This window comes from Aeribacillus sp. FSL k6-2211 (assembly GCF_037966125.1).
In the GTDB taxonomy this organism is placed as follows: Bacteria; Bacillota; Bacilli; order Bacillales; family Aeribacillaceae; genus Aeribacillus; species Aeribacillus composti.
In genome coordinates, this window is record NZ_CP150190.1 from 3,902,431 (window position 1) to 3,922,939 (window position 20,509).

A 20,509-nucleotide genomic window follows, 5' to 3' on the forward strand; every position below is an offset into this window, starting at 1 on the left:
AAAGGAATGGCGAAGATGCTTAAATAACTTCGCCATTTCCTCTTTTTCACTTGCTGTCCTTTCGATTCGGACTTCACGCAAATTGATTGCATGCACTTCTAAAAAGCCTTTTTCCAACACCAATCTAGGCAAGGCTCTTTTGAAATTTTTGAATTACGCACCAAAAGCCATAAATGCAATAACAACCGCGATAATCGGAATCGCCTCAACCAACGCAACCCCGATAAACATAGTAGTTTGAAGCATACCGCGCGCCTCAGGTTGACGAGCAATACCTTCTACTGTACGAGATACGATAAGTCCGTTACCAATACCAGCACCAAGTGCCGCTAAACCAATTGCAATTGCAGCTGCTAATAAATTCATGAATAAAGTCCTCCTTTATTTGTTTAAAAATAATTTTTTACACAAAAATTATGATGAAGTCATTTATTTTTAATGGTCATGGCTAACTTTATGCGCCATATAAACCATTGTCAACATTGTAAAGATAAAAGCTTGGATTGCACCTACAAAAATACTGAATGCCTGCCACGCCATCATCGGAATAATTGCCCCGATGAAGCCGAATGCTCCGCTAGTTGCCAAGCTGACAAGCAGACCTAGCAAAATTTCCCCAGCATAGATGTTACCGTAAAGACGAAGACCGAGCGTCAACGTGTTTGCAAACTCTTCAATAATTTTAAGCGGGAACAAAAACGGCAGTGGCTTGAAAAAGTCGCTTCCATAGGCGGAAAAGCCTTTTAATTTAATCCCGTAATAATGCGATAAACCGACGACTAAAATGGCCAGTGTCAGCGTTATGGTAGGATCAGCCGTAGGCGATTTCCACCAAAGCTCATGGTCAACAACGATAGCGAATGGTAGACCAAGCATATTGGAAACAAAAATGTACATGATGAGCGTCATTCCTAAAGTAAGGAATCGGCCTCCTGTCTGCCAGTCCATCGTGCTGTTAATAATGTTTTTCACAAAATCCATGACCCATTCCAAAAAGTTTTGCATACCCGTTGGCTTCATTGCCAAAGAGCGGGTCGACAATACAGCGATGATAAATACAATTGCGCTAGATACAAGAATCATTAAAATATTGGACAAATTAAATTCAAGCCCTAATAATTTTACTATCGGCGCTTCGTGACCCAACAAAATTCACCTCTCTTCCCAAGCTTGTCCGCAAATGTATAGAATAGAATCTATCATAATGACAATATAGATTGTCATTAAACCAATAACCACGCTAATTAAATGGAAATGTTCAGGGAATTTAAGTGCGATTAATACCGCTAATCCTGCGGCTGCCATCCTTGAAACCGTTCCAAGCGAACGTGCTGTACGGCCTTCTTCAATTGCTTGCTGTATTTGCTTTGATTTACGCACTAGTATCCATAAATTATAGAGGCTAAAGCTTGTACCAAGGGCAAGACCGAGGAAAATATCTTGATAAGGAGTAAACCCCCACGCTAACACATAGATGGCAAGCAAAAACAGCAAATATTTTTTGCTGCGCACAAACAATTTTTCAATACGATCCATAGTTACCGTTCATTCTCCTGAAAAAAATGTTGGACTAATCTCAGCATCGCAACTATTCCCGCAGCCAGTCCAATTAGAAGACCAATGATCAAAAAAACGGGTTCTGTATGCAACTGTCGATCAAGCCATCTTCCTGCAAAAACCCCAACGAGCACTGATCCTGCCAAATAGGAAAGAATGGCGGTCATTAAAGCGTATGCTCGGAGCGGATGGTGCTCTTTTTGCCGCATTGGGTATGTCCTCACAATATAAAATTACCTTATTTTTTATTATATCAAAAGGCTGTTGAAAACCTTATCATCCCACCCCGTTTAGCATACAATAGGCACCATTCAATGTCAATCTGTTTCACTTCAAAAGTTGAGCTATTTGTTAAGAATATCACAATTTGTTCACAAATATTTTTGCTGTTTCTATTGACTTTTTAATATTTTTTTATCTAAAATGATTGTCGTTTCATAGCTGCTTTCTTCCCCGTCTTTTTTTGCAAAAATGAGCGCTTTGTAAACGCCGTTTGGAATGTCCTTAAATTGCCCGGAAATATCTCTTTTCAACAAACCTCCCGGGATATTTCTTTGCCAGTCTAAAAACCCTTTGAATGTTAAAGTATCCGGATCATACAAGGCAATCCCGAATTCATCCGCCCCTTGCGGCAAATAAAGTTCATAATGGTACATATTCCCTTGATCGGCAAGACCAAATTCAAATCCCATGATTTTTGGATAACTCTGTTCGCCAACAACGAATAAATATGGAAGGCGGATTGTCTGGCTGCCGCCCGTCACAAGAAGAGTCCCGTCATACAATCCTTCCCTCAATGATTTCGGTGCAACATCAATCGAGACGGATACTTCTCTTTTCCCGTTAGCAGGAACCTTCACGGAAAGAGGGAGCTGCCATTGAACCCCTTTTTGATAATGCGGTTTCGAAAAAACAAACGTTTTTTCTTGATCGGAGAGATTTTCAAGAGTTAACGTGATCTCTTTCTTTTTCCTGCCGATATTTTTGTGAAATTGACCGAATGATAGAGATGCCGGATAAATGAGAGCTCTTGTCTGAACAGCTGATAAAATATCGATTCTTCCCGCCCCCTGCTCAAACACCTTGTACAGCCTTCCATTTTGATTATAAAGCGGTTTAGCAGTATTCATCATAGCTGCTTTTATTTGTTCCGGTAACCAATCTGGATGCTTTTGTTTGATCAGTGCCGCTGCGCCTGCTATATGCGGAGCAGCCATGCTTGTTCCTTGAAGAGCCATATACCCTTTAGGTATTGTGCTGTCAATGCCTACACCAGGCGCGACAAGATCGGGCTTCACTTCCCATGTGACTGTTACCGGTCCTTTTGATGAAAAGGGTGCGAGGCGATCTTGTTCTGTCCGAATGATTGTTTTTATGAACGATTTTTCGTTCAATAGTTTGCGCAGCCATTCGCCATCTTCCTTTGAGATGGACACAACAGGAAGGTCAATTTTTTCTTCTAAATTGCCGGTAAATCTCCCTTTCATATTGTTGTAAATAATCAACGCTTGGGCTCCGGCTGATTTTGCATTTTTCGCTTTTTCGGCAAACGTGATTTCCCCGCGCTTCACCAAGGCTATTTTTCCTTTAACAGAAGGTTTAAAGTCTTTTTTTTCACCTAAACCTGCATATTCTATCCGTCCTCTAATTGTTGTCCAAGGGGCAGAATTGAACAAAGATTCAGCTGGTATTTTCTTTTGAAATCCTGAAAGGGTTAAATACTTTACGTCAAGCGGCGGTGTCGATGCGCCGACGGAAATTGCTTTGCTTGCAGTGCCAGGCGAACCGACGGTCCAAATGTTAGGACCAGAGTTTCCGCTTGATACAACTGCAGTTATCCCCTCTTCAACGGCTCGGTTTAACGCCAGGCTTGTCGGATAATCCGGGCCGTTCACATCATTGCCAAGAGAAAGATTTACGATATCTACCTGATCCTCAATCGATTTTTCAATCGCTGCAATAACTTGGTCTGTCGTCCCGTACCCATGAGGGCCAAGCGCTCTATAGGCAATGATGGAGGCTTCCGGAGCAACCCCTTTCAATTTTCCATTTGCCGCTATAATTCCTGCTACGTGAGTGCCGTGAATTGTCCTCGAATTGTCTTTCGCGACTGTTTCCATTGGGTCTTTGTCTTGATCTACAAAATCAAATCCGCCTTGATAATTTTTTTGTAAATCTCGGTGGTTGTAGTCGATCCCCGTATCTATAACAGCTACTTTCACTCCTTTTCCTGTCAATCTTTCATCCTTCGCGTCAAAATAGCCGCGTGCATCGATGCCGCCTATAAAAGGAACACTTTCTTCAACCGTTGCTTGAAAAGTCGTTACAGGCTCTGCATGTTCAATGTAAGGCTCTTTTACTAGCTGATCTAGATCTCTTTTTTTCCCTTTTACTGAAAATCCGGTAAACGTTTTTTTATATTCCCAGCAAATGTTTATTTCCGGATATTTTTTTTGAATCAACTCTTTTATTTTTGAAAGGTTCTGATCTGACAAAACAATGATCATTGTGACTTGTTCATCAGCATTCTCTTCAGGGATTTGTGGATGTTCGGGGAAGGTCTTTGCAAAAGCAGTTATATCAAAAACGTGGAAAATGAAGAAAAAAAGCAAACAAATTCGCACTGAAGGGTTTCCCATTTCTATCACCTCAGCACTTATTGTTCGCTATGAACATCAGTTTATTGCATGAAAAAAGTCGTTTTAAGGGAAAAGTGAGAAATTGATGGAGCTGTTTAATAAGTCGTTTTTACGGCTTATTGACGCCTATTAATGTTTCAGAAACGTTGATATATCGATGTTTATGATTTTGTGTTTTCAAATGGGGATTTGACTTTCTGGACAGCTCCTTATATTAATGAATTTTTCATACTATACAAAAAAGAAAGAGAGGGCACTTCACTTCGCCCTCTCCTGTTATTTTGTACCAAATAAACGGTCTCCTGCATCTCCTAAACCTGGTACGATATAGCCATGGTCGTTTAATTTCTCATCAAGTGCGGCAATGTAAATATCGACATCTGGATGAGCTTCTTCCATTGCTTTTACCCCTTCAGGAGCAGCTACTAGACACATGAAACGGATATTTTTTGCACCGCGTTTTTTTAGACACTCTATTGCTTCAACTGCTGAACCGCCGGTAGCCAGCATTGGGTCAACAACGATGAAATCCCGCTCTTCCACATCAGAAGGAAGTTTTACATAGTATTCTACAGGCTTTAATGTTTTCGGATCCCGATATAACCCGATATGGCCGACTTTTGCGGCAGGAATCAGTTTCAAAATGCCGTCAACCATTCCTAGCCCCGCACGTAAAATGGGAATAACCCCAAGTTTTTTTCCTGACAAGATTTTTGTTTTCGCTACTCCTACCGGGGTTTCTACTTCCACTTCCTCCAGCGGAAGATCTCGTGTTATCTCAAACGCCATTAATGTAGCAATCTCATCCACAAGCTCTCGAAATTCTTTTGTTCCGGTTTTTTTATCGCGAATATAGGATAGCTTATGCTGAATTAACGGGTGATCAAATACAAACACTTTGCCCAAGTTTCACATCTCCTTTTCTTTTGCCTCAATAGATTTTACAGAAAAAATTTTTGAGTTTCAACATTTTCATCAACCTTTTTCGACAACATTCCAAACGATGAAATCCATTTTAAATAGTTTTAAGAGGCAGAAAATTAAAATAAAAAAAAGCGTCCGAAGCATGTGGCTTCGAACACTCAATATTTCCTCAATAATTTGGGTAGAGCGGGAATTTTTCTGTTAAAGCTTGCACCCGTTTTCTCGCTTCTTCCAATTTAACTTCGTCTTGATGGAATTTCAATGCAAATGCAATAATCGATCCGATTTCATCCATTTCTTCCAAACCAAAACCGCGGCTTGTGACAGCTGCCGTTCCAATACGGATTCCGCTTGTAACAAAAGGCGATTCAGGATCGTATGGAATCGCGTTTTTATTCACAGTAATGCCGATTTCGTCCAAAACATGTTCAGCAACTTTTCCTGTTAATTGCAGGTTGCGGACATCAACTAAAATCAAATGGTTATCTGTTCCTCCAGATACTAAAGTCAGTCCTTCTTCTTTTAATTTTTCTGCCAGCCGCTTCGCATTGTTGATAATGTTTTGCGCATATGTTTTAAATTCTTCTTGTAAAACTTCTCCCAATGCTACCGCTTTTGCTGCAATAACATGCATTAACGGACCGCCTTGAATGCCTGGGAAAATGATTTTATCAATTTGTTTTGCAAATTCTTCTTTGCATAAAATCATTCCGCCTCTTGGACCGCGAAGTGTTTTATGCGTCGTAGTTGTTACAAAATGGGAGTACGGCACAGGATTTTGATGAAGACCTGCAGCAACAAGGCCGGCAATATGAGCCATGTCAACCATTAAGTAAGCTCCCACTTCATCAGCGATTTCCCGAAACTTTTTAAAATCAATTTCACGAGGATAAGCGCTGGCACCAGCAACAATGATTTTCGGTTTATGCTCAAGAGCTTTAGCTCGAACATCATCATAATCGATAAGATGAGTGTTAGGATCAACACCGTATTCAACAAAATTAAATTGCATTCCGCTGAAGTTTACCGGACTTCCATGCGTTAAATGGCCGCCGTGAGACAAATTCATTCCGAGAACAGTGTCCCCATGATTTAAGACAGCATAGTAAACAGCCATATTGGCTTGAGAACCGGAATGCGGCTGAACGTTTGCATGCTCAGCTCCAAAAATTTTTTTCGCCCGTTCGCGAGCTAAATCTTCCGCAACGTCAACATATTCGCATCCTCCATAGTAGCGACGTCCCGGATAACCTTCTGCATATTTATTTGTTAATACAGAACCTTGGGCCTCCATTACCGCTTCACTGACAAAATTTTCTGACGCAATCAATTCGATTTTCGTACGCTGGCGCTTTAATTCGTTCTGTATCGCTTCATATACTTCAGGATCCTGTTGTTGAATATATTTCATGAAATGTTCCCCCTCTAGTCTTTCATCGATTGAACGGCACAGGCGAGCGACAAAATCGTCATGCCGATCTACTTATTAATCAGAATAACCGTATTGATCATCCTTTGGCAACCCTTTTCTTTTATGTAAGCGTATTCTTCCCAAACTTTTTTTTGGCATGAATAGTTTTTAATTCGGAATTTCTTAAAACCTCGATTCTGCCTGTATACTTAAACTATCAGTTTGTAAAATGAATCATGTCTTGTACAACTCGACCAACGGAGCTTCTATACCTAGCTCAATGCACAGAGTCGTCAAGCAGGAAATGATCGGCAACCTGTATTTTCACTAAACAAAATCGCATCAAAGTTTGATACGACTTTTGCTTACAATTTCTAAAGATGGAGGGGCCCCGATACTTCAAAGAAATGATGTGCATGTTTTTTTTCGTTCCGCTCCACTTCTTTTATAAAAAATAGCAGCACAAACCATGACGTAAGTTCGCACTGCTAATATTCGAATGTTTATTTTGTATAAACTGCCCGCGCACCGCCGATAAGCTTCGGCCGGCTAAAAGCTAAGTTTACATGGGCTTGTCCGACTTGCTTGACCGAACTTCTAACAGGGACAGCAACATGCTTTAAATGCATGCCAATAAGTGTATCTCCGATGTCAATGCCTGCATCTGCCTTAATAAATTCAACAACAACCGGATCCCTCATATGCTCATAAGCAAACGCTGCCATGGAACCGCCTGCTTTCGGGATTGGGATGACAGAAACGATTTCGTAATTGCGCTTTTCTGCTGTTTCCCGTTCAACGACAAGAGCGCGATTCAAATGCTCGCAGCATTGAAAAGCGAGCTCTACACCTGTTTCTTTTTGAAATTCCGATAATGCAGAAAATATCATTTCGGCAACATCCGTATTTCCGGCAGTGCCGATTTTTTCTCCGATTACTTCGCTCGTTGAGCACCCTATGACAATCAGCTGCCCTTTTTGAATTGGTGCTTTTTCTTTAAAATCGGCCAGCACTGTTAAAAGCTGTTCCCGGTATTCTTGCAATTCCGGCATTCGATCATCACCTTATAAATGGGTTTCTTCATATTTTGAAATTTTTTCTATTCTATTCGCATGCCTGCCTCCCACATATTCAGTTGTTAGCCACGTTTTCACAATTTCGCGGGCAAGTCCCGGCCCGATGACACGTTCACCCATTGCAAGCATGTTGCTGTCGTTATGCTCCCGGGTTGCTTTTGCGCTAAACACATCATGTACAAGGGCGCAGCGAATACCTTTTACTTTATTGGCCGCTATTGACATTCCGATCCCTGTTCCGCAAATTAAAATACCGCGGTCAAATTCGCCTTTCGCGACTCGTTCAGCTGCCGGCAATGCGTAATCAGGATAATCAACTGATGTCCCACAGTCGCAGCCAATATCTTCGTATTCGATATTCATCTCGTCAAGCAATTTTTTGATTTCTTCACGTATGTTGACCCCTCCGTGATCTGAGGCAATTATGACTTTCACTAGATGCTCCTCCTTTTTATTTTTCATAAGTAAATCGATCGATTACTTTCTTTAGCTGCTGAGCGCTTGCTTCAAGCTCTCTCGTTAATTGATTAATGTTAGAAATATTATCAGCTTGTTCTTGTACAGATGAGGCCACTTCCTGTGCACCAGCAGATGTCTCTTCGGCAATCGCTGCCACTTCTTCGGATTGCGCTCCTGTTTGTTGAATGCTTTTTTGCTGTTCGTCCATCAGCTCGCTGATCACCTTAACCGCTTCGGCAACATGCAAAATCGATTTCGACATCTCGACAAGAATTTTCTCTGTTTCTTTCCCTCTTTGCGCTTCTTGTCGAGCTGTTTTCACTTGATCTCCAATCTGTTCAACAACATTGCTTACTTCTTTTTGAATGTTAGAGATCAGCTCGGAAATTCCTTGAACAGCTTTGGCGCTTTGGTCAGCAAGCTTTCGAACTTCTTCCGCAACGACAGCAAACCCTCTGCCGTGTTCACCTGCTCTTGCCGCTTCAATTGACGCGTTCAGCGCCAGCAGGTTTGTTTGATCGGCAATATCGCCGACAAGGGATACAATAGTCTCCACCTTTTTGGCATTTTCTTCAAGACGCTGTACCGCCAAAATAGATTGCTCGTTTTTTTCGGCCAACGATTGAATCCCTTTAATTAAAGATTGAAATATCTTTTTGCTTTGGTCAAGTGATTGAACCATTTCATTCGCCATTTTTTCGGATACTTTTGCTTTTTCTTTTACCTGACTAGCAAGCTCTACCGTATCTTCCACCGCTTCTGCTGTTTCCTGAATAGCAGCCGCCGATTGGTCGGCTCCTGTTGAAATTTCCTTAATCGTATATGAAATGCTTTCAGCTTGTCTTGTTGCCTGTTCTGTTGCAGCATGTATTTGTTTCACCTGCTCATTTGTTTGCTCAAAATTTATTTCAATGTTTTTCACCATATGTCTTAAATTGGAAAGCATTTCATTAAAGGCTCTGCTCAAGGACCGAATTTCATCATCTGATTTGATGTCAGGAACATTTACGGAAATATCGCCATCGGCCGCTATAAGAGCAGCCTTTTCAAGCCGCTTTAGCGGAGAAATAAGAAATCCAGCTGCAATAGCTGTTAAAATCCCTGACCATATGATTCCAAGAGTCAACGTCAAAATGGTAAAAGATGTTCGGTCAATATATTGTTTCACATACTCGTATACAACATAAATGAAAAATCCGCTTGTTGAATATGTAATAAGAGCAACAATCGTAATAAAAATGACGATTTTTAAACGGATGCTGAATTTGTATCGATTCTTGTTTTTCACAGAGTCCACCTGCCTGCTAATTTGTTTCTAATTTTGAAATAAGCTTTTGAAGCAATTGCTCCAGCTCTTCCCTTGTTTTTCTGTACTTTTCCACGGAACTGCCAAACGGATCAGTAATATCACGTATCTCCCCATCTTTTCCAACAACGAACTCGCTTACCGTAAATGTTTTTTCGGCTGCTTTAGGAAAAAATTGGCATAATATGTTTTTATGATCTTTAGTCATCGTAAATACATATGTTGCCCAATCGATATGTTCTTCCGTAAGTTTTGAAGCACTGTGCTCAACATGTATTCCCTTTTCCTCCAGCACTTTTTTTGCATTTTCTGAAATTTTCTGCCCATCCAATGCAAACACGCCTGCTGAACGAACGTTAAATCCGCCGTTTTTTTGCAAATGCTTAAAAATAGCCTCCGCCATCGGGCTTCGACATGTATTTCCGGTGCAAACGAATAAAATATTTGTCACAAGGTTTTCTCCCTTCTATCTCTCCCTTTTGATGTTACCTTCATTATAATCAAAAAGTTCGAAAGAATGGAAACCATGAGGAATTTTTTTTTATTTTTATTATCGACAAAAAGTCACAATTTTTTTGCATAATAGGCATATTTAACCAAAAAATTAACAAAAAAAAGCACGTCCAATGACTGTGCTCAAATGACTGGTTTAGACAATACAGCTTTCTACATTGAAAATAATAATTTCAAGCCAAATACAAGCAAAATGCTGCCGCCAAAAGCTTCACTATATGTGCCGAACCAATCTTGAACCCGTTTGCCGATCAATAACCCGCTCCAAGTGAGCACCATGCTCATAAAACCAAACATTACGACGGTTAACAAAACCTCCGCTCCGTAGATACCTAGACTTAATCCTACCGAAAAACTGTCTAAACTGACGCTCAGCGCAAAAAGGAACAGGCCGATGCCGACCGGTGCAATGAAAGGCGATTCATCGCGTTTAAAAGACGAATAAATCATTTGAATTCCTAAAAGAGTGAGCAGACATCCTCCAATATACATGGCAACTAAACCAAACTTTTCCGATAGTACTTTCCCCAAGACAATTCCGATAAGCGGCATGATCATATGAAAAATCCCAATGTATATACCGATGTCAAAAATTTGCTTCCATCGCAAACGAACTAAGCCCATCCCAAGGCTCACTGAAAAGGCATCCATCCCTAATGCAAATGCCATTAAAAATAAAGTTACTATTTCTGCAGCCATATAGATAACCTCCCCCGGACACGCATATTGAACGATATGCACGTCAGAGGGACATTATGACAAAGAATGGCGCCCGGTTCATTGATCTCTGTTTATTTAACTGCGCGATCTGTTTCTGCCTATGCGTGCGATGGCAGATGAGCCTTTACCATTTTTATATTTGCTTTTGATCTGTCAATTCCGCCTGTTAAACAAAGGATCAGAAAGTCTGGACTCAAAAAAACCGGCCTGAGCGCCGATTTTTGTTCAAGGCATTAAAAGTTTACCGTTCTTTTATGATCCGGTGGGATGCAGCTTTTAACAAGCGATTCATAATAGCTTGTCCAACTCCTTCCGCAGGAAACGCTTCGCTGAATAATACATCCAGCTGTTCTTCATTAAACTTTCTGAGCGAATCATACAGTGCGCTGGCAACTGTTCGCAAATCGCTTCTTTTTCCGCAGACAACAATTTTATCCGCGCTGTAAAAACGACTATTTTCTTCTGTTGTCAACATCCCGACTTTTTTTTCTTTTTCTTTCTCTTTTTGTATTAATTGTTCAATAAATTCTTTGCTTCCATCAACAATCGTTAAAGGAGCATCAGGTGCATAATGTGTATATTTCATGCCCGGCGCTTTCGGCAATTCCTCCTGATTCAGCAGCGCAGCATCTATGCGCACCGTACCGATGACTTCTTCTAATTGCTGCTTTGTAACACTACCTGGACGCAGGATCACTGGAATATCCTCGGTGCAGTCAAGTACTGTTGATTCTACGCCAAGTCCAGTAGGGCCTGCATCGACAATTCCCGGGATTCGCCCTTCGAGATCATCCATGACATGTTTAGCAGAAGTTGGACTTGGCTTTCCGGAAAGATTGGCGCTCGGAGCTGCAATCGGCAGATTTGCTGCTTCGATTAATGCTAATGCTGCAGGGTGATCCGGCATGCGCACTGCTACTGTTGATAATCCTGCTGTGGCAAGATTCGACAGACCTTCTTTTTTTGGCAAAACAAGGGTGAGCGGGCCTGGCCAAAAACGGTCAATTAATGGATCAATCCAATCGGGATAGCTATCCACAATCTCTGTTAACTGTTCTTTTTTAGCAATGTGGATAATTAACGGATTATCGCTCGGTCTTCCTTTCGCGCTATAAATTTTTGCTACTGCTTCATCGCTTTTCGCGTTTGCTCCTAGTCCATAGACTGTTTCTGTTGGAAAGGCAACCAATTCATTTTTTTTCAATAGTTCGGCTGCCTGAACAATTTGTGGAGAATTTTTTGTAACATGCTCTAAATTATCCACAATCCAATGCTTCGTTTTCATTTCGTTTACTCCTTTGCTAATACATGAACGAGTGTTATGAATCTTTCTAAGCAATAGTGAAACTGTTCAATTATTTTTCAAGAACAAGCTTTATCCACAAATTGTGGATAAAGCTGTTGATTGCAGTGGATAAATATTGTGGATATTGTGTATAATTTATACGTATCCTTAGCGTTATTTTACCATAAACTCTACATTTGGAACGGATACCAACTGATTCATCAGATTTGACGCAAGCATGTGGGAAGGCAATTCATCCGCTTGAATCCTCTTGAATCCCAATATTTCTAATAACTCTGCTACAGAATTTTTGTTGACTGCAAAATAAATATTTTTCAAACGAAACTGTTCCATTAATAAGTCTGCCGATTTTAATAGGGAAATGATATGTCCTTGATTCAAATTGCTGGACACAACGCAAGAGCGGAGGAGACCATCCTGATTGATGACTTCCATTCCTAGACATCCCGCTATTTCACCATGATCAGTCTCCATAATAATAAAATGGCTGTTGTCGAAGCCTTCCGTGGAAACGCCCGCTTGATCTGCAAATTGTTGAATGGTTTTTAAGTCTTCCCTTTCCGCAAACCGCAATGAATAATACACGCTTTCACCCCTTTTATTCGGACAAATCTAGTAATCAATGTATGAGGCAAAAGCTGAATTAGACCTATGAAAACAGATTTGTAAACCATTCTACTAAGAAAAATTTCACTTCTACTTCCTCATCATGTTCTTCAGGAGCGAATAAGTTTTTTGTTTTCTCTAATTTCTTTTCTTCTTTTACTTTATCCTTTTCTTCATCCTGTTGAATAGCTTCACCGCTTGAAAAGTCGACAAAGCAAAGCGGCGGAAACAACACGCACCACCAGTTGGCTCCTTTTCCTTCTCCAAGAGTGATCAATATGGCTTCATAGTTTCCAGCCGGATAAAGGAAATTTCCATAAAGCTTTGTCGGAAATTGAATTTTTTTAAACTCCACTGTAAAGGATTGGCTGCTGTTTTCCTGTTTTAAAACGCTTTGGACGATATCCTTAATTTCTGGTATTTTTGCTCGAATGATTTTACGCGCCTCTTCAATCGAAGTTAGATCCTGAACCCATTGATTAATTGCTTCATTGACCGCATTCCGAACATTCCGTTTTAAAGCTTGATCTTCCGGAGAATCGCTATTTGCTAAAATTCGCAGACGAATGGCTTCGTCAGGAATGATCACCGTCTCATTTTGTTTTGCGTCTGTCGGCATTTCATAAGCTGTTAATAGGCTGCCAAACAGTATTAAAAAAATATATATAACAGATAATTTCTTTTTCATCGTTTTTCCTCTCCCTTCAGTACGTCATTATCGACAGAAGAGAGAGATCTTAAACATAAAATTGGTTCAGATTTAAAGTTTGCTAGAAAAGGAGGGAATGGCTCGAAAAGCTTATTATAACGAAAGGACAGCAAATACTTTCCGTTCTTTTCCATTCATATCGTATTCAATTTGTACCTCTGCTTTTGGAAACCTATTCTCTAGCATGCTTTTCACATCTTTTCCTTGCCCGTGCCCGATTTCAAATGCGATTAATCCAGGGTAGCGGATCACATCTGGAAGCTGCTCCACAATTTTTCGATAATACAAAAGGCCGTCCGCTCCTCCTGAAAGCGCCAATGTCGGCTCCCAGTCCTTTACAACCGTTGACAGCTCCATAATTTCTTCATCCGGAATATACGGCGGATTGGACACAACAACATCCGCTTTTTGCTTTGCATTTATAATAGGGTTCAGCAAATCGCCTTGATAAAAATGCACATTAGCACAAAGCTTTTCGCTATTTTCTTTTGCCACTGCAAGCGCTTTTTCGGAAATATCGGTGGCAGACACGCGCATTTTTTTATTTTCAAGAGCCAATGTGACGGCAATAGCACCGCTCCCCGTGCCAATATCTACAACATCGATTTGCTCCCTTTCAGAAAATAAACGTTCAGAGTGGAGCAGCACGCCTTGAACTAGCTCTTCCGTTTCCGGTCTCGGAATCAATACATGCTCGTTCACCTTAAAAGGGCGGCCGTAAAATTGTTCGCAGCCGATAATATATTGCACAGGCATCCCTTGAGCATGTTTTTGCACGTCCTGCTGAAAGATTTCCCATACTTGTTTGTCAATATCCATTCTTAAATCGGCAAGCAAGCTCGCCCGACTTTTCTTCATATGATGCAAAAGCAGCAATTCTCCCGCATTCTCATCTCTTCCCGCTTGTTTTAAAAAAGAAGAAGCCCATTTGAGGGCTTCGAAAACTTTCGGCATGGTTTACTCCCCTTGGGATTGCAGTTTTTTCGCTTGATCTTCTAAAATGAGGGCATCGATAATTTCATCCAATTTTCCTTCTAGGATGAGATCAAGCTTTTGTAATGTGAGACCGATACGATGGTCTGTAACTCTGTTTTGCGGGAAGTTGTACGTACGAATGCGTTCCGATCGATCACCGGTTCCAACAGCAAGCTTTCGGTTTTGATCGTATTCCGCTTGCGCTTCTTGGCGGTATTTATCTAAAATGCGGGCACGCAAAACCTTCATGGCTTTCTCTTTATTTTTTATTTGCGATTTTTCATCCTGGCAGGATACGACAATTCCGGTTGGAATGTGTGTTAAACGTACAGCTGACATCGTAGTGTTAACGCTTTGTCCTCCAGGACCGCTTGATGCGAATGTATCAACACGGATATCTTTCTCGTTAATTTCTACTTCTACCTCTTCCGCTTCCGGCAAACAGGCGACTGTTGCAGTTGACGTATGAATTCTGCCTCCAGATTCCGTCTCCGGTACCCGCTGCACGCGATGGGCACCGTTTTCAAATTTTAATTTGGAATAGGCTCCTTTTCCTGTAATCATAAAAATGATCTCTTTATAGCCGCCAGTCCCGGTCGTGTTTGCTTCCATCACTTCTATTTTCCAGCCTTTATCTTCCGCATACCTAGTATACATGCGGTAAAGGTCTGCAGCAAAAAGCGCTGCTTCCTCTCCGCCTGCTGCACCGCGGATCTCCATGATAACGTTCTTTTCATCGTTTGGATCTTTTGGAAGCAATAAAATTTTTAATTGCTCAATCAGCTCGCTTTCCCGCGCTTCAAGCTCTGCCAGTTCCTCTTTTACCATTGCCCGCATTTCTGGATCAAGCTTTTCTTCAAGCATGCTTTTTGCATCTTCTAGCTGCTCTCTTACCTTTTTATATTCACGGTAAACTTCAACCGTTTCTTGAAGATCAGATTGTTCTTTCGAATATTCGCGCAGCTTTTTCGGATCGTTGACAACCTCCGGATCCATTAAAAGCTCATTCAATTTTTCATATCGGTCTTCAACCGCTTGCAAACGTTCTAACACGGAATTTCACCTCTATTTTTAATCATAGCCCACTCATAGGGAAACTCCTATGTGGTGCACCGTTTGTAACTTTCTAAATTATAGTATAGGAAACTGTACCAGTCAAAAACAACCGTTTTTAACAATTGGGAAGCAAAAAAGCTTTTTTCGATATGCGATGCTGCAAAGTCGATTTTACAGGTTCGGACGGCTTTTATAATCACATCAAGGTTTTGTTAAAAAGCGATTAATCAATCCAATATGCCGCCATCATTTGTACCAAACTAGCAACCTTTTAAAATTTTTCGTTTTTGATCTAGAGTGCAGGACAAAATCAAGTCGGCTGACAGACAAAACCAGATGTATGCGGACGAATGATTCTGCCATGAAATAGAATCAGCGGCCGAATGGAACAGAATATATTTTTTGAAGCTCTCGCAGTTTCAAACGTTCGGATAATTGCCGGCTCCTCTGTCGATATTCTAGAACTTTTGCCGGATGACCGCTTGTTTTGTCAAACAGGAAGGGTTCTCCTATAAAAAGCTGAATATGTATATTATGATCGTTTGAAAGGGGAGGTTCGATGAATACAACCGATGCTGCCAAAAAAATCGGTGTTTCTCCGAAAACAGTTCAGCGCTGGATCAAACAGCTTAATCTTCCAATGGAACGGAACGAACTTGGACATTATATGTTTTCTGACGAGGATATCACCTTGCTCAAAGAAGTTCACAATCAAATAAAACAAGGAGTTCCAATGCAACAAGTAATAGTAAAAGCGAAAAGAAAAGAATCGGCTAAAAATGCTGGTGGAACGGTTTCGAACGAATTGTTGAAAAAAATAGCGGATCTGGAGCAAATGATCTATTCAAAAGCTGACGATGTCGTGTCATATCAGCTTTTAGTGCAAAGAAAGGAAATTGAAGAGCTGACAGGAAGGATCGAGACGCTCGAAAGAAAAATAAAAGAGCTTGAAAGCAAAAAAAGTATGCCTGAACTTCAAATGTCTTCGATTGATAAACCCCGAAAAAAGAAGGCAGTATATAAAACGCTGCTCAGCTCCATTTTCGGTTTATAAACCCATCTTCATGACACACACTCGATACACGAAATCAATTTTCGATTTATAAGTTCTTTATAAAACTCGCTCAATCGGTGAACGAGTTTTATTTTTTATTGATTAACTGAACATGCAAGTTGTATCGGGGCAGTGCGCGCTGCAACTTGTCATACAGCTCCTTTTGCCGGTTTTCGCGTTGTTGTTCCGTCAATTTTTGTGATGTATAAATAACCGCCCAAGCATCGTCCCCATTTGTCCAAAAAGAATCGAGCTCTAAACCTTTTTCAGTTTCCAGTGTACGGACGATTTGTTCTTTTGCCTCCCTGATCGTCAAGGGGCTGTTCGCAATATTTATGTTTGGATTTTGTGTTTGCTGGTCGACCACATCTCCTGTATTTTCAGGCTTAACGTCCCTCGTCATCAGGTTGGATCCATTATGATCGAGATTTAATGAGTGATTATCTGATATTTTATCCGCCGTTCCACACCCTGACAGTAAATATATTGCCGCCAAAATGAATGGTATCAATATTCGCATAAAAAGCACCTCCTGTTCTTAAGGTGCCCAAAAGGATCAGCTCTTTTAAATGAAAATATTTCCTTATCGTAAGATTCTCTTCATCACACCTTGCCGACAACGTTTCTTCCCATCTAATGCAAATAAGCAATGATTCATAACGGCGGATTCGCGTGGCACTTTCGGCAGACAGGATAGTACTTGTCATTTCCTCCGATTTGGATTTGCTCGCCCGAATATACCGGTTTGCCGTTGTCGTCAATCCGTAAATTCATTGTTGCTTTCCTTTCGCAGAACCAGCAAATCGTTTTCATTTCCTCAATTTTATCCGCAAAAAGCAGCAAATATTTGCTTCCTTCGAAAAGCTCATTTTGAAAATCGTTTTTCAATCCAAACGCCATTGCGGGAATATTCAATTTGTCAACAATATCCGCAAGCTCAAGTACATGCTTTTTCTTTAAAAATTGTGCCTCATCCACTAGCACACAGTACGGCTTAGGCTGATACTCCTTCACAATTTGGAAAATATTCGTATCATCGTAGATCGGTATCGCTTTTCGTCTGAAGCCAATTCTGCTTGATACATATCCAACTTCATCACGAGTATCAATGGCAGACGTGAAAATCAGCACCGATTTGTTTTGTTCCTCATAGTTATGAGCAACCTTTAAAATTTCGATGGATTTGCCGCTGTTCATCGCCCCGTATTTAAAAAACAATTGCGCCATATTTAAAAATCTCTCCCCGTTTTATAAAAACATGTCAAATAAGTGAAAAAACAGGCAGAATGAAAAGACTGCCTGTTTTACATAATTATTTAAGACCGTATTTTTTGTTAAATTTGTCTACACGTCCGGCTGCAGTTGCAAATTTTTGACGGCCTGTATAGAACGGATGGCATTCAGAACAAATTTCAACGCGCACCTCATCTTTAACAGAACCGCTTTCAAATTCGTTTCCGCATGCACATTTTACGAGTACTCTTTTATAATTTGGATGAATTCCCGGTTTCATAGTTTTCAACTCCTTTACGCCCTGAATCATTTCGAAACAGAGTTTATCTATTCGGAAACGTGCAATTATTTCACGCTTCAACATTCTTAAACACACATGAAAAAATTATAACAAGGGTTTACAAGAAATGCAACATAGTTAGAAACTTTTTATGCCAGTTGTTTTCCATTCTTCTTTTAGCATTTCAAAAAATTCCTCATTTGATTTCGTTTGGCGCATTTTCTTTAAGAAGCGTTCAGCAAAATCCATCTGATCCGACATAGATTTTCGAATCGCCCATAACATTTCTAAATGCTCTTTCGGAATTAACAATTCTTCTTTTCGTGTACCGGAACGGCGAATATCAATGGCAGGGAATATTCTCCTTTCCGCTAATGAACGATCAAGATGAAGCTCCATATTTCCCGTTCCTTTAAATTCTTCGTAAATGACATCATCCATTCGCGATCCCGTATCTACAAGCGCAGTTGCCAATATCGTCAAGCTGCCGCCTTCCTCAATGTTCCGCGCCGCCCCAAAAAACCGCTTCGGACGGTGAAATGCGGCAGGGTCAATCCCTCCTGACAGCGTCCGGCCGCTTGGCGGAATTACTAAGTTATACGCGCGGGCCAGCCGGGTTATGCTGTCCATTAAAATAATGACATCCCGTTTATGCTCCACAAGACGCATCGCTCGTTCAAGAACGAGTTCAGCGACTTTAATATGATTCTCCGGCACCTCATCGAAAGTTGAGCTTACGACATCCCCTTTTACAGAACGTTCAATATCGGTTACCTCTTCAGGACGTTCATCAATAAGCAGCACAATCAGTTCAGCCTCAGGATGGTTCGTCGTAATGGCATTGGCAATTTCTTTTAAAAGCATTGTTTTTCCTGCCTTAGGGGGTGCCACAATTAAACCGCGCTGTCCAAAGCCGACTGGTGTAATTAAATCCATAATTCTTGTTGATAAATTTTTAGGTTCGGTTTCCAATTTCATTTGTCTATTTGGATAAAGAGGAGTAAGGCCCGGGAAATGGACGCGTTCTTTCGCAGATTCGGGGTCGTCGCCATTTACCGCTTCAACGTGCAGCAATCCGTAATATCGTTCATTTTCTTTTGGCGGGCGGACTTTTCCAGATACTTTATCGCCGTTTCTTAAATCAAAACGGCGGATTTGCGAGGCTGAAATATAAATATCCTCTGCGCTGGGAGAATAGTTAATTGGACGCAGAAAACCAAATCCTTCAGAAGGAATGATTTCTAAGACGCCTTCCATAAATAGCAAATCTTCTTTCTCCGCATTTGCTTTTAATATTGCAAAAATTAATTCCTTTTTTGTTAATTTGCTGTAATATGAAATTTTAAATTGCCGTGCTAGTTCATACAACTCTTTTAATTTCATATTTTCAAGAGTTGAAATGGAAATCTCGCTCATACTTACACCACGCTTTTCTTACCATATTCAAAATGTTTCACGTTTCGTTCTTCCATCCATTAAAATTATGTTGTTTGAAAATGTAAGGACAAATGGATTGAGAAGGAGGCAGGAAGGTAGGAAGCTTAAAAGCAGAAATCTTTTTATAACAACCTCTTTATTTTTACCTTATTTTTTTACTTTTCGCAATACATTTCAAGCTAAAAAACAGCGGAAAGTATTTTGAAGGGTATATTTTTAAAAAGCAGAGGAGATCTATTCGTCTCCTCTCACTAAGATCGAATAACTAAATTCGGTTTTTTATTCAAAGAATGGCGGCCATCGATAAAGCGCACTGTTCCGGATTTCGCACGCATCACAACAGAATGAGTCGTTGCAATAGAGCTTTTGAATTGCACACCTTTTAACAGCTCGCCATCCGTTACACCTGTTGCAGCAAAAATCGCATCATCGCCTTTTACTAAGTCTTCCATTCGAAGAGTTTTGTTGACATCAATCCCCATTTTTTTACATCGTTCCAGCTCCTGGTCATTTTGCGGCAGCAGCTTTCCTTGTATTTCTCCTCCTAAACATTTTAAAGCAACTGCTGCCAACACTCCTTCAGGAGCCCCTCCAGATCCGAACAAAATATCAACGCCCGTATGGTCAAAGGCGGTATTAATTGCCGCAGCGACATCGCCGTCATTGATCAGTTTAATGCGAACACCCGCTTCTCTAAGGGTTTGAATAATATGCTCATGTCTTTTTCGATTTAAAACAGTTGCTACAACATCTTCGATATCTTTATTTTTCGCCTTTGCAACAGCTTTTAAATTGTCGATAATCGGAGCATCAATATCTATGCACCCGACAGCTTCAGGCCCTACTGCAATTTTGTCCATATACATATCTGGCGCATGGAGCATGTTCCCATGGTCGGCTACCGCTATAACTGCAAGGGCATTCCAGCCGCCTGACGCCACAATATTGGTTCCTTCCAATGGATCTACGGCGACATCGACACGCGGGCCGTAGCCGTTGCCAAGCTTCTCCCCAATATACAGCATCGGAGCCTCGTCCATTTCTCCTTCTCCAATCACAACTGTTCCTTTCATCGGGATCGTATCTAGAACGGTTCGCATTGCTGAGGTCGCGGCATCATCCGCCTCATCTTTTTTGCCGCGGCCCATCCAACGTGCAGACGCAAGGGCAGCTGCTTCTGTCACACGTACAAGTTCCATTGATAAACTTCTTTCCATTTTGTGTTCCTCCCCCTTTGATGTCATTTCA

The 20,509-nt window shown here is 40.9% G+C and carries 23 protein-coding genes; 1 reads left to right on the forward strand and 22 read right to left on the reverse strand.

Annotated features, from left to right (window positions below):
• Positions 1 to 153 precede the first annotated feature (153 nt).
• The 17 genes from atpE to prfA form a co-directional block, all read right to left on the reverse strand.
• Entirely contained in the window at positions 154 to 366 is a 213-nt protein-coding gene (gene atpE, locus NSU19_RS18710; RefSeq protein WP_063389017.1) for a F0F1 ATP synthase subunit C, read from the reverse strand.
• A 69-nt stretch (positions 367 to 435) separates the two neighbouring features.
• Positions 436 to 1,146, reverse strand: coding sequence for a F0F1 ATP synthase subunit A (gene atpB, locus NSU19_RS18715; RefSeq protein WP_327873303.1), 711 nt, complete (start codon positions 1,144 to 1,146; stop codon positions 436 to 438).
• 6 nt (positions 1,147 to 1,152) lie between these two features.
• Positions 1,153 to 1,536 (reverse strand): ATP synthase subunit I, encoded by a 384-nt coding sequence (locus tag NSU19_RS18720; protein WP_063389019.1) that lies wholly within the window; start codon positions 1,534 to 1,536, stop codon positions 1,153 to 1,155.
• A 2-nt stretch (positions 1,537 to 1,538) separates the two neighbouring features.
• Positions 1,539 to 1,766: an AtpZ/AtpI family protein gene (locus tag NSU19_RS18725; RefSeq protein ID WP_066251303.1), complete on the reverse strand. Its 228-nt coding sequence runs from the start codon at positions 1,764 to 1,766 to the stop codon at positions 1,539 to 1,541.
• Between the two features lie 183 nt (positions 1,767 to 1,949).
• Positions 1,950 to 4,196 carry a S8 family serine peptidase gene (locus NSU19_RS18730; protein ID WP_339198008.1) on the reverse strand — a complete coding sequence of 749 codons (2,247 nt, stop codon included), beginning with the start codon at positions 4,194 to 4,196 and terminating at the stop codon, positions 1,950 to 1,952.
• 276 nt (positions 4,197 to 4,472) lie between these two features.
• Positions 4,473 to 5,102: a uracil phosphoribosyltransferase gene (gene upp, locus NSU19_RS18735; protein WP_063389021.1), complete on the reverse strand. Its 630-nt coding sequence runs from the start codon at positions 5,100 to 5,102 to the stop codon at positions 4,473 to 4,475.
• A gap of 187 nt (positions 5,103 to 5,289) precedes the next feature.
• A complete protein-coding gene (glyA, locus tag NSU19_RS18740; RefSeq protein ID WP_311066659.1) occupies positions 5,290 to 6,531 on the reverse strand; it encodes a serine hydroxymethyltransferase in 1,242 nt (413 codons plus the stop codon).
• 503 nt (positions 6,532 to 7,034) lie between these two features.
• Entirely contained in the window at positions 7,035 to 7,583 is a 549-nt protein-coding gene (locus NSU19_RS18745; RefSeq protein WP_063389023.1) for a TIGR01440 family protein, read from the reverse strand.
• 12 nt (positions 7,584 to 7,595) lie between these two features.
• Positions 7,596 to 8,042 carry a ribose 5-phosphate isomerase B gene (gene rpiB, locus NSU19_RS18750; protein WP_063389024.1) on the reverse strand — a complete coding sequence of 149 codons (447 nt, stop codon included), beginning with the start codon at positions 8,040 to 8,042 and terminating at the stop codon, positions 7,596 to 7,598.
• A gap of 16 nt (positions 8,043 to 8,058) precedes the next feature.
• Positions 8,059 to 9,354, reverse strand: a complete 1,296-nt coding sequence (locus tag NSU19_RS18755) for a methyl-accepting chemotaxis protein (protein ID WP_066251307.1) — start codon at positions 9,352 to 9,354, stop codon at positions 8,059 to 8,061.
• Positions 9,355 to 9,370: 16 nt separating this feature from the next.
• Positions 9,371 to 9,775, reverse strand: a complete 405-nt coding sequence (locus NSU19_RS18760) for a low molecular weight protein arginine phosphatase (RefSeq protein ID WP_311067378.1) — start codon at positions 9,773 to 9,775, stop codon at positions 9,371 to 9,373.
• A 263-nt stretch (positions 9,776 to 10,038) separates the two neighbouring features.
• Complete coding sequence (locus NSU19_RS18765; RefSeq protein ID WP_063389026.1) at positions 10,039 to 10,584, reverse strand: manganese efflux pump MntP family protein; 546 nt, start codon at positions 10,582 to 10,584, stop codon at positions 10,039 to 10,041.
• Between the two features lie 262 nt (positions 10,585 to 10,846).
• The gene (locus NSU19_RS18770) at positions 10,847 to 11,890 is read right to left on the reverse strand and encodes an L-threonylcarbamoyladenylate synthase (RefSeq protein WP_339198010.1); all 1,044 of its coding nucleotides are present in this window, start codon (positions 11,888 to 11,890) and stop codon (positions 10,847 to 10,849) included.
• Positions 11,891 to 12,064: 174 nt separating this feature from the next.
• Positions 12,065 to 12,496 carry a hypothetical protein gene (locus NSU19_RS18775; RefSeq protein ID WP_063389028.1) on the reverse strand — a complete coding sequence of 144 codons (432 nt, stop codon included), beginning with the start codon at positions 12,494 to 12,496 and terminating at the stop codon, positions 12,065 to 12,067.
• A 64-nt stretch (positions 12,497 to 12,560) separates the two neighbouring features.
• Positions 12,561 to 13,205 (reverse strand): stage II sporulation protein R, encoded by a 645-nt coding sequence (spoIIR, locus tag NSU19_RS18780; protein ID WP_339198013.1) that lies wholly within the window; start codon positions 13,203 to 13,205, stop codon positions 12,561 to 12,563.
• Between the two features lie 114 nt (positions 13,206 to 13,319).
• Positions 13,320 to 14,180, reverse strand: coding sequence for a peptide chain release factor N(5)-glutamine methyltransferase (prmC, locus tag NSU19_RS18785; RefSeq protein ID WP_066251319.1), 861 nt, complete (start codon positions 14,178 to 14,180; stop codon positions 13,320 to 13,322).
• 3 nt (positions 14,181 to 14,183) lie between these two features.
• On the reverse strand, positions 14,184 to 15,254 hold the full coding sequence (gene prfA, locus NSU19_RS18790; protein ID WP_063389031.1) for a peptide chain release factor 1: 1,071 nt from the start codon (positions 15,252 to 15,254) through the stop codon (positions 14,184 to 14,186).
• A 562-nt stretch (positions 15,255 to 15,816) separates the two neighbouring features.
• Here prfA and NSU19_RS18795 point away from each other — a divergent pair.
• Positions 15,817 to 16,311 carry a MerR family transcriptional regulator gene (locus NSU19_RS18795; RefSeq protein ID WP_327856152.1) on the forward strand — a complete coding sequence of 165 codons (495 nt, stop codon included), beginning with the start codon at positions 15,817 to 15,819 and terminating at the stop codon, positions 16,309 to 16,311.
• A gap of 88 nt (positions 16,312 to 16,399) precedes the next feature.
• Here the strand turns inward: NSU19_RS18795 and NSU19_RS18800 are convergent, their stop codons facing one another.
• The 5 genes from NSU19_RS18800 to glpX all read right to left on the reverse strand — a co-directional run bounded on the left by NSU19_RS18800 (position 16,400) and on the right by glpX (position 20,478).
• A complete protein-coding gene (locus tag NSU19_RS18800; protein ID WP_339198016.1) occupies positions 16,400 to 16,831 on the reverse strand; it encodes a hypothetical protein in 432 nt (143 codons plus the stop codon).
• Positions 16,832 to 16,965: 134 nt separating this feature from the next.
• Positions 16,966 to 17,538, reverse strand: a complete 573-nt coding sequence (locus NSU19_RS18805) for a thymidine kinase (RefSeq protein ID WP_063389034.1) — start codon at positions 17,536 to 17,538, stop codon at positions 16,966 to 16,968.
• Positions 17,539 to 17,623: 85 nt separating this feature from the next.
• Complete coding sequence (rpmE, locus tag NSU19_RS18810) at positions 17,624 to 17,824, reverse strand: 50S ribosomal protein L31 (protein ID WP_063389035.1); 201 nt, start codon at positions 17,822 to 17,824, stop codon at positions 17,624 to 17,626.
• Positions 17,825 to 17,962: 138 nt separating this feature from the next.
• Positions 17,963 to 19,240, reverse strand: coding sequence for a transcription termination factor Rho (rho, locus tag NSU19_RS18815; protein WP_063389036.1), 1,278 nt, complete (start codon positions 19,238 to 19,240; stop codon positions 17,963 to 17,965).
• A gap of 272 nt (positions 19,241 to 19,512) precedes the next feature.
• The gene (glpX, locus tag NSU19_RS18820; RefSeq protein ID WP_063389037.1) at positions 19,513 to 20,478 is read right to left on the reverse strand and encodes a class II fructose-bisphosphatase; all 966 of its coding nucleotides are present in this window, start codon (positions 20,476 to 20,478) and stop codon (positions 19,513 to 19,515) included.
• Positions 20,479 to 20,509: the final 31 nt, after the last annotated feature.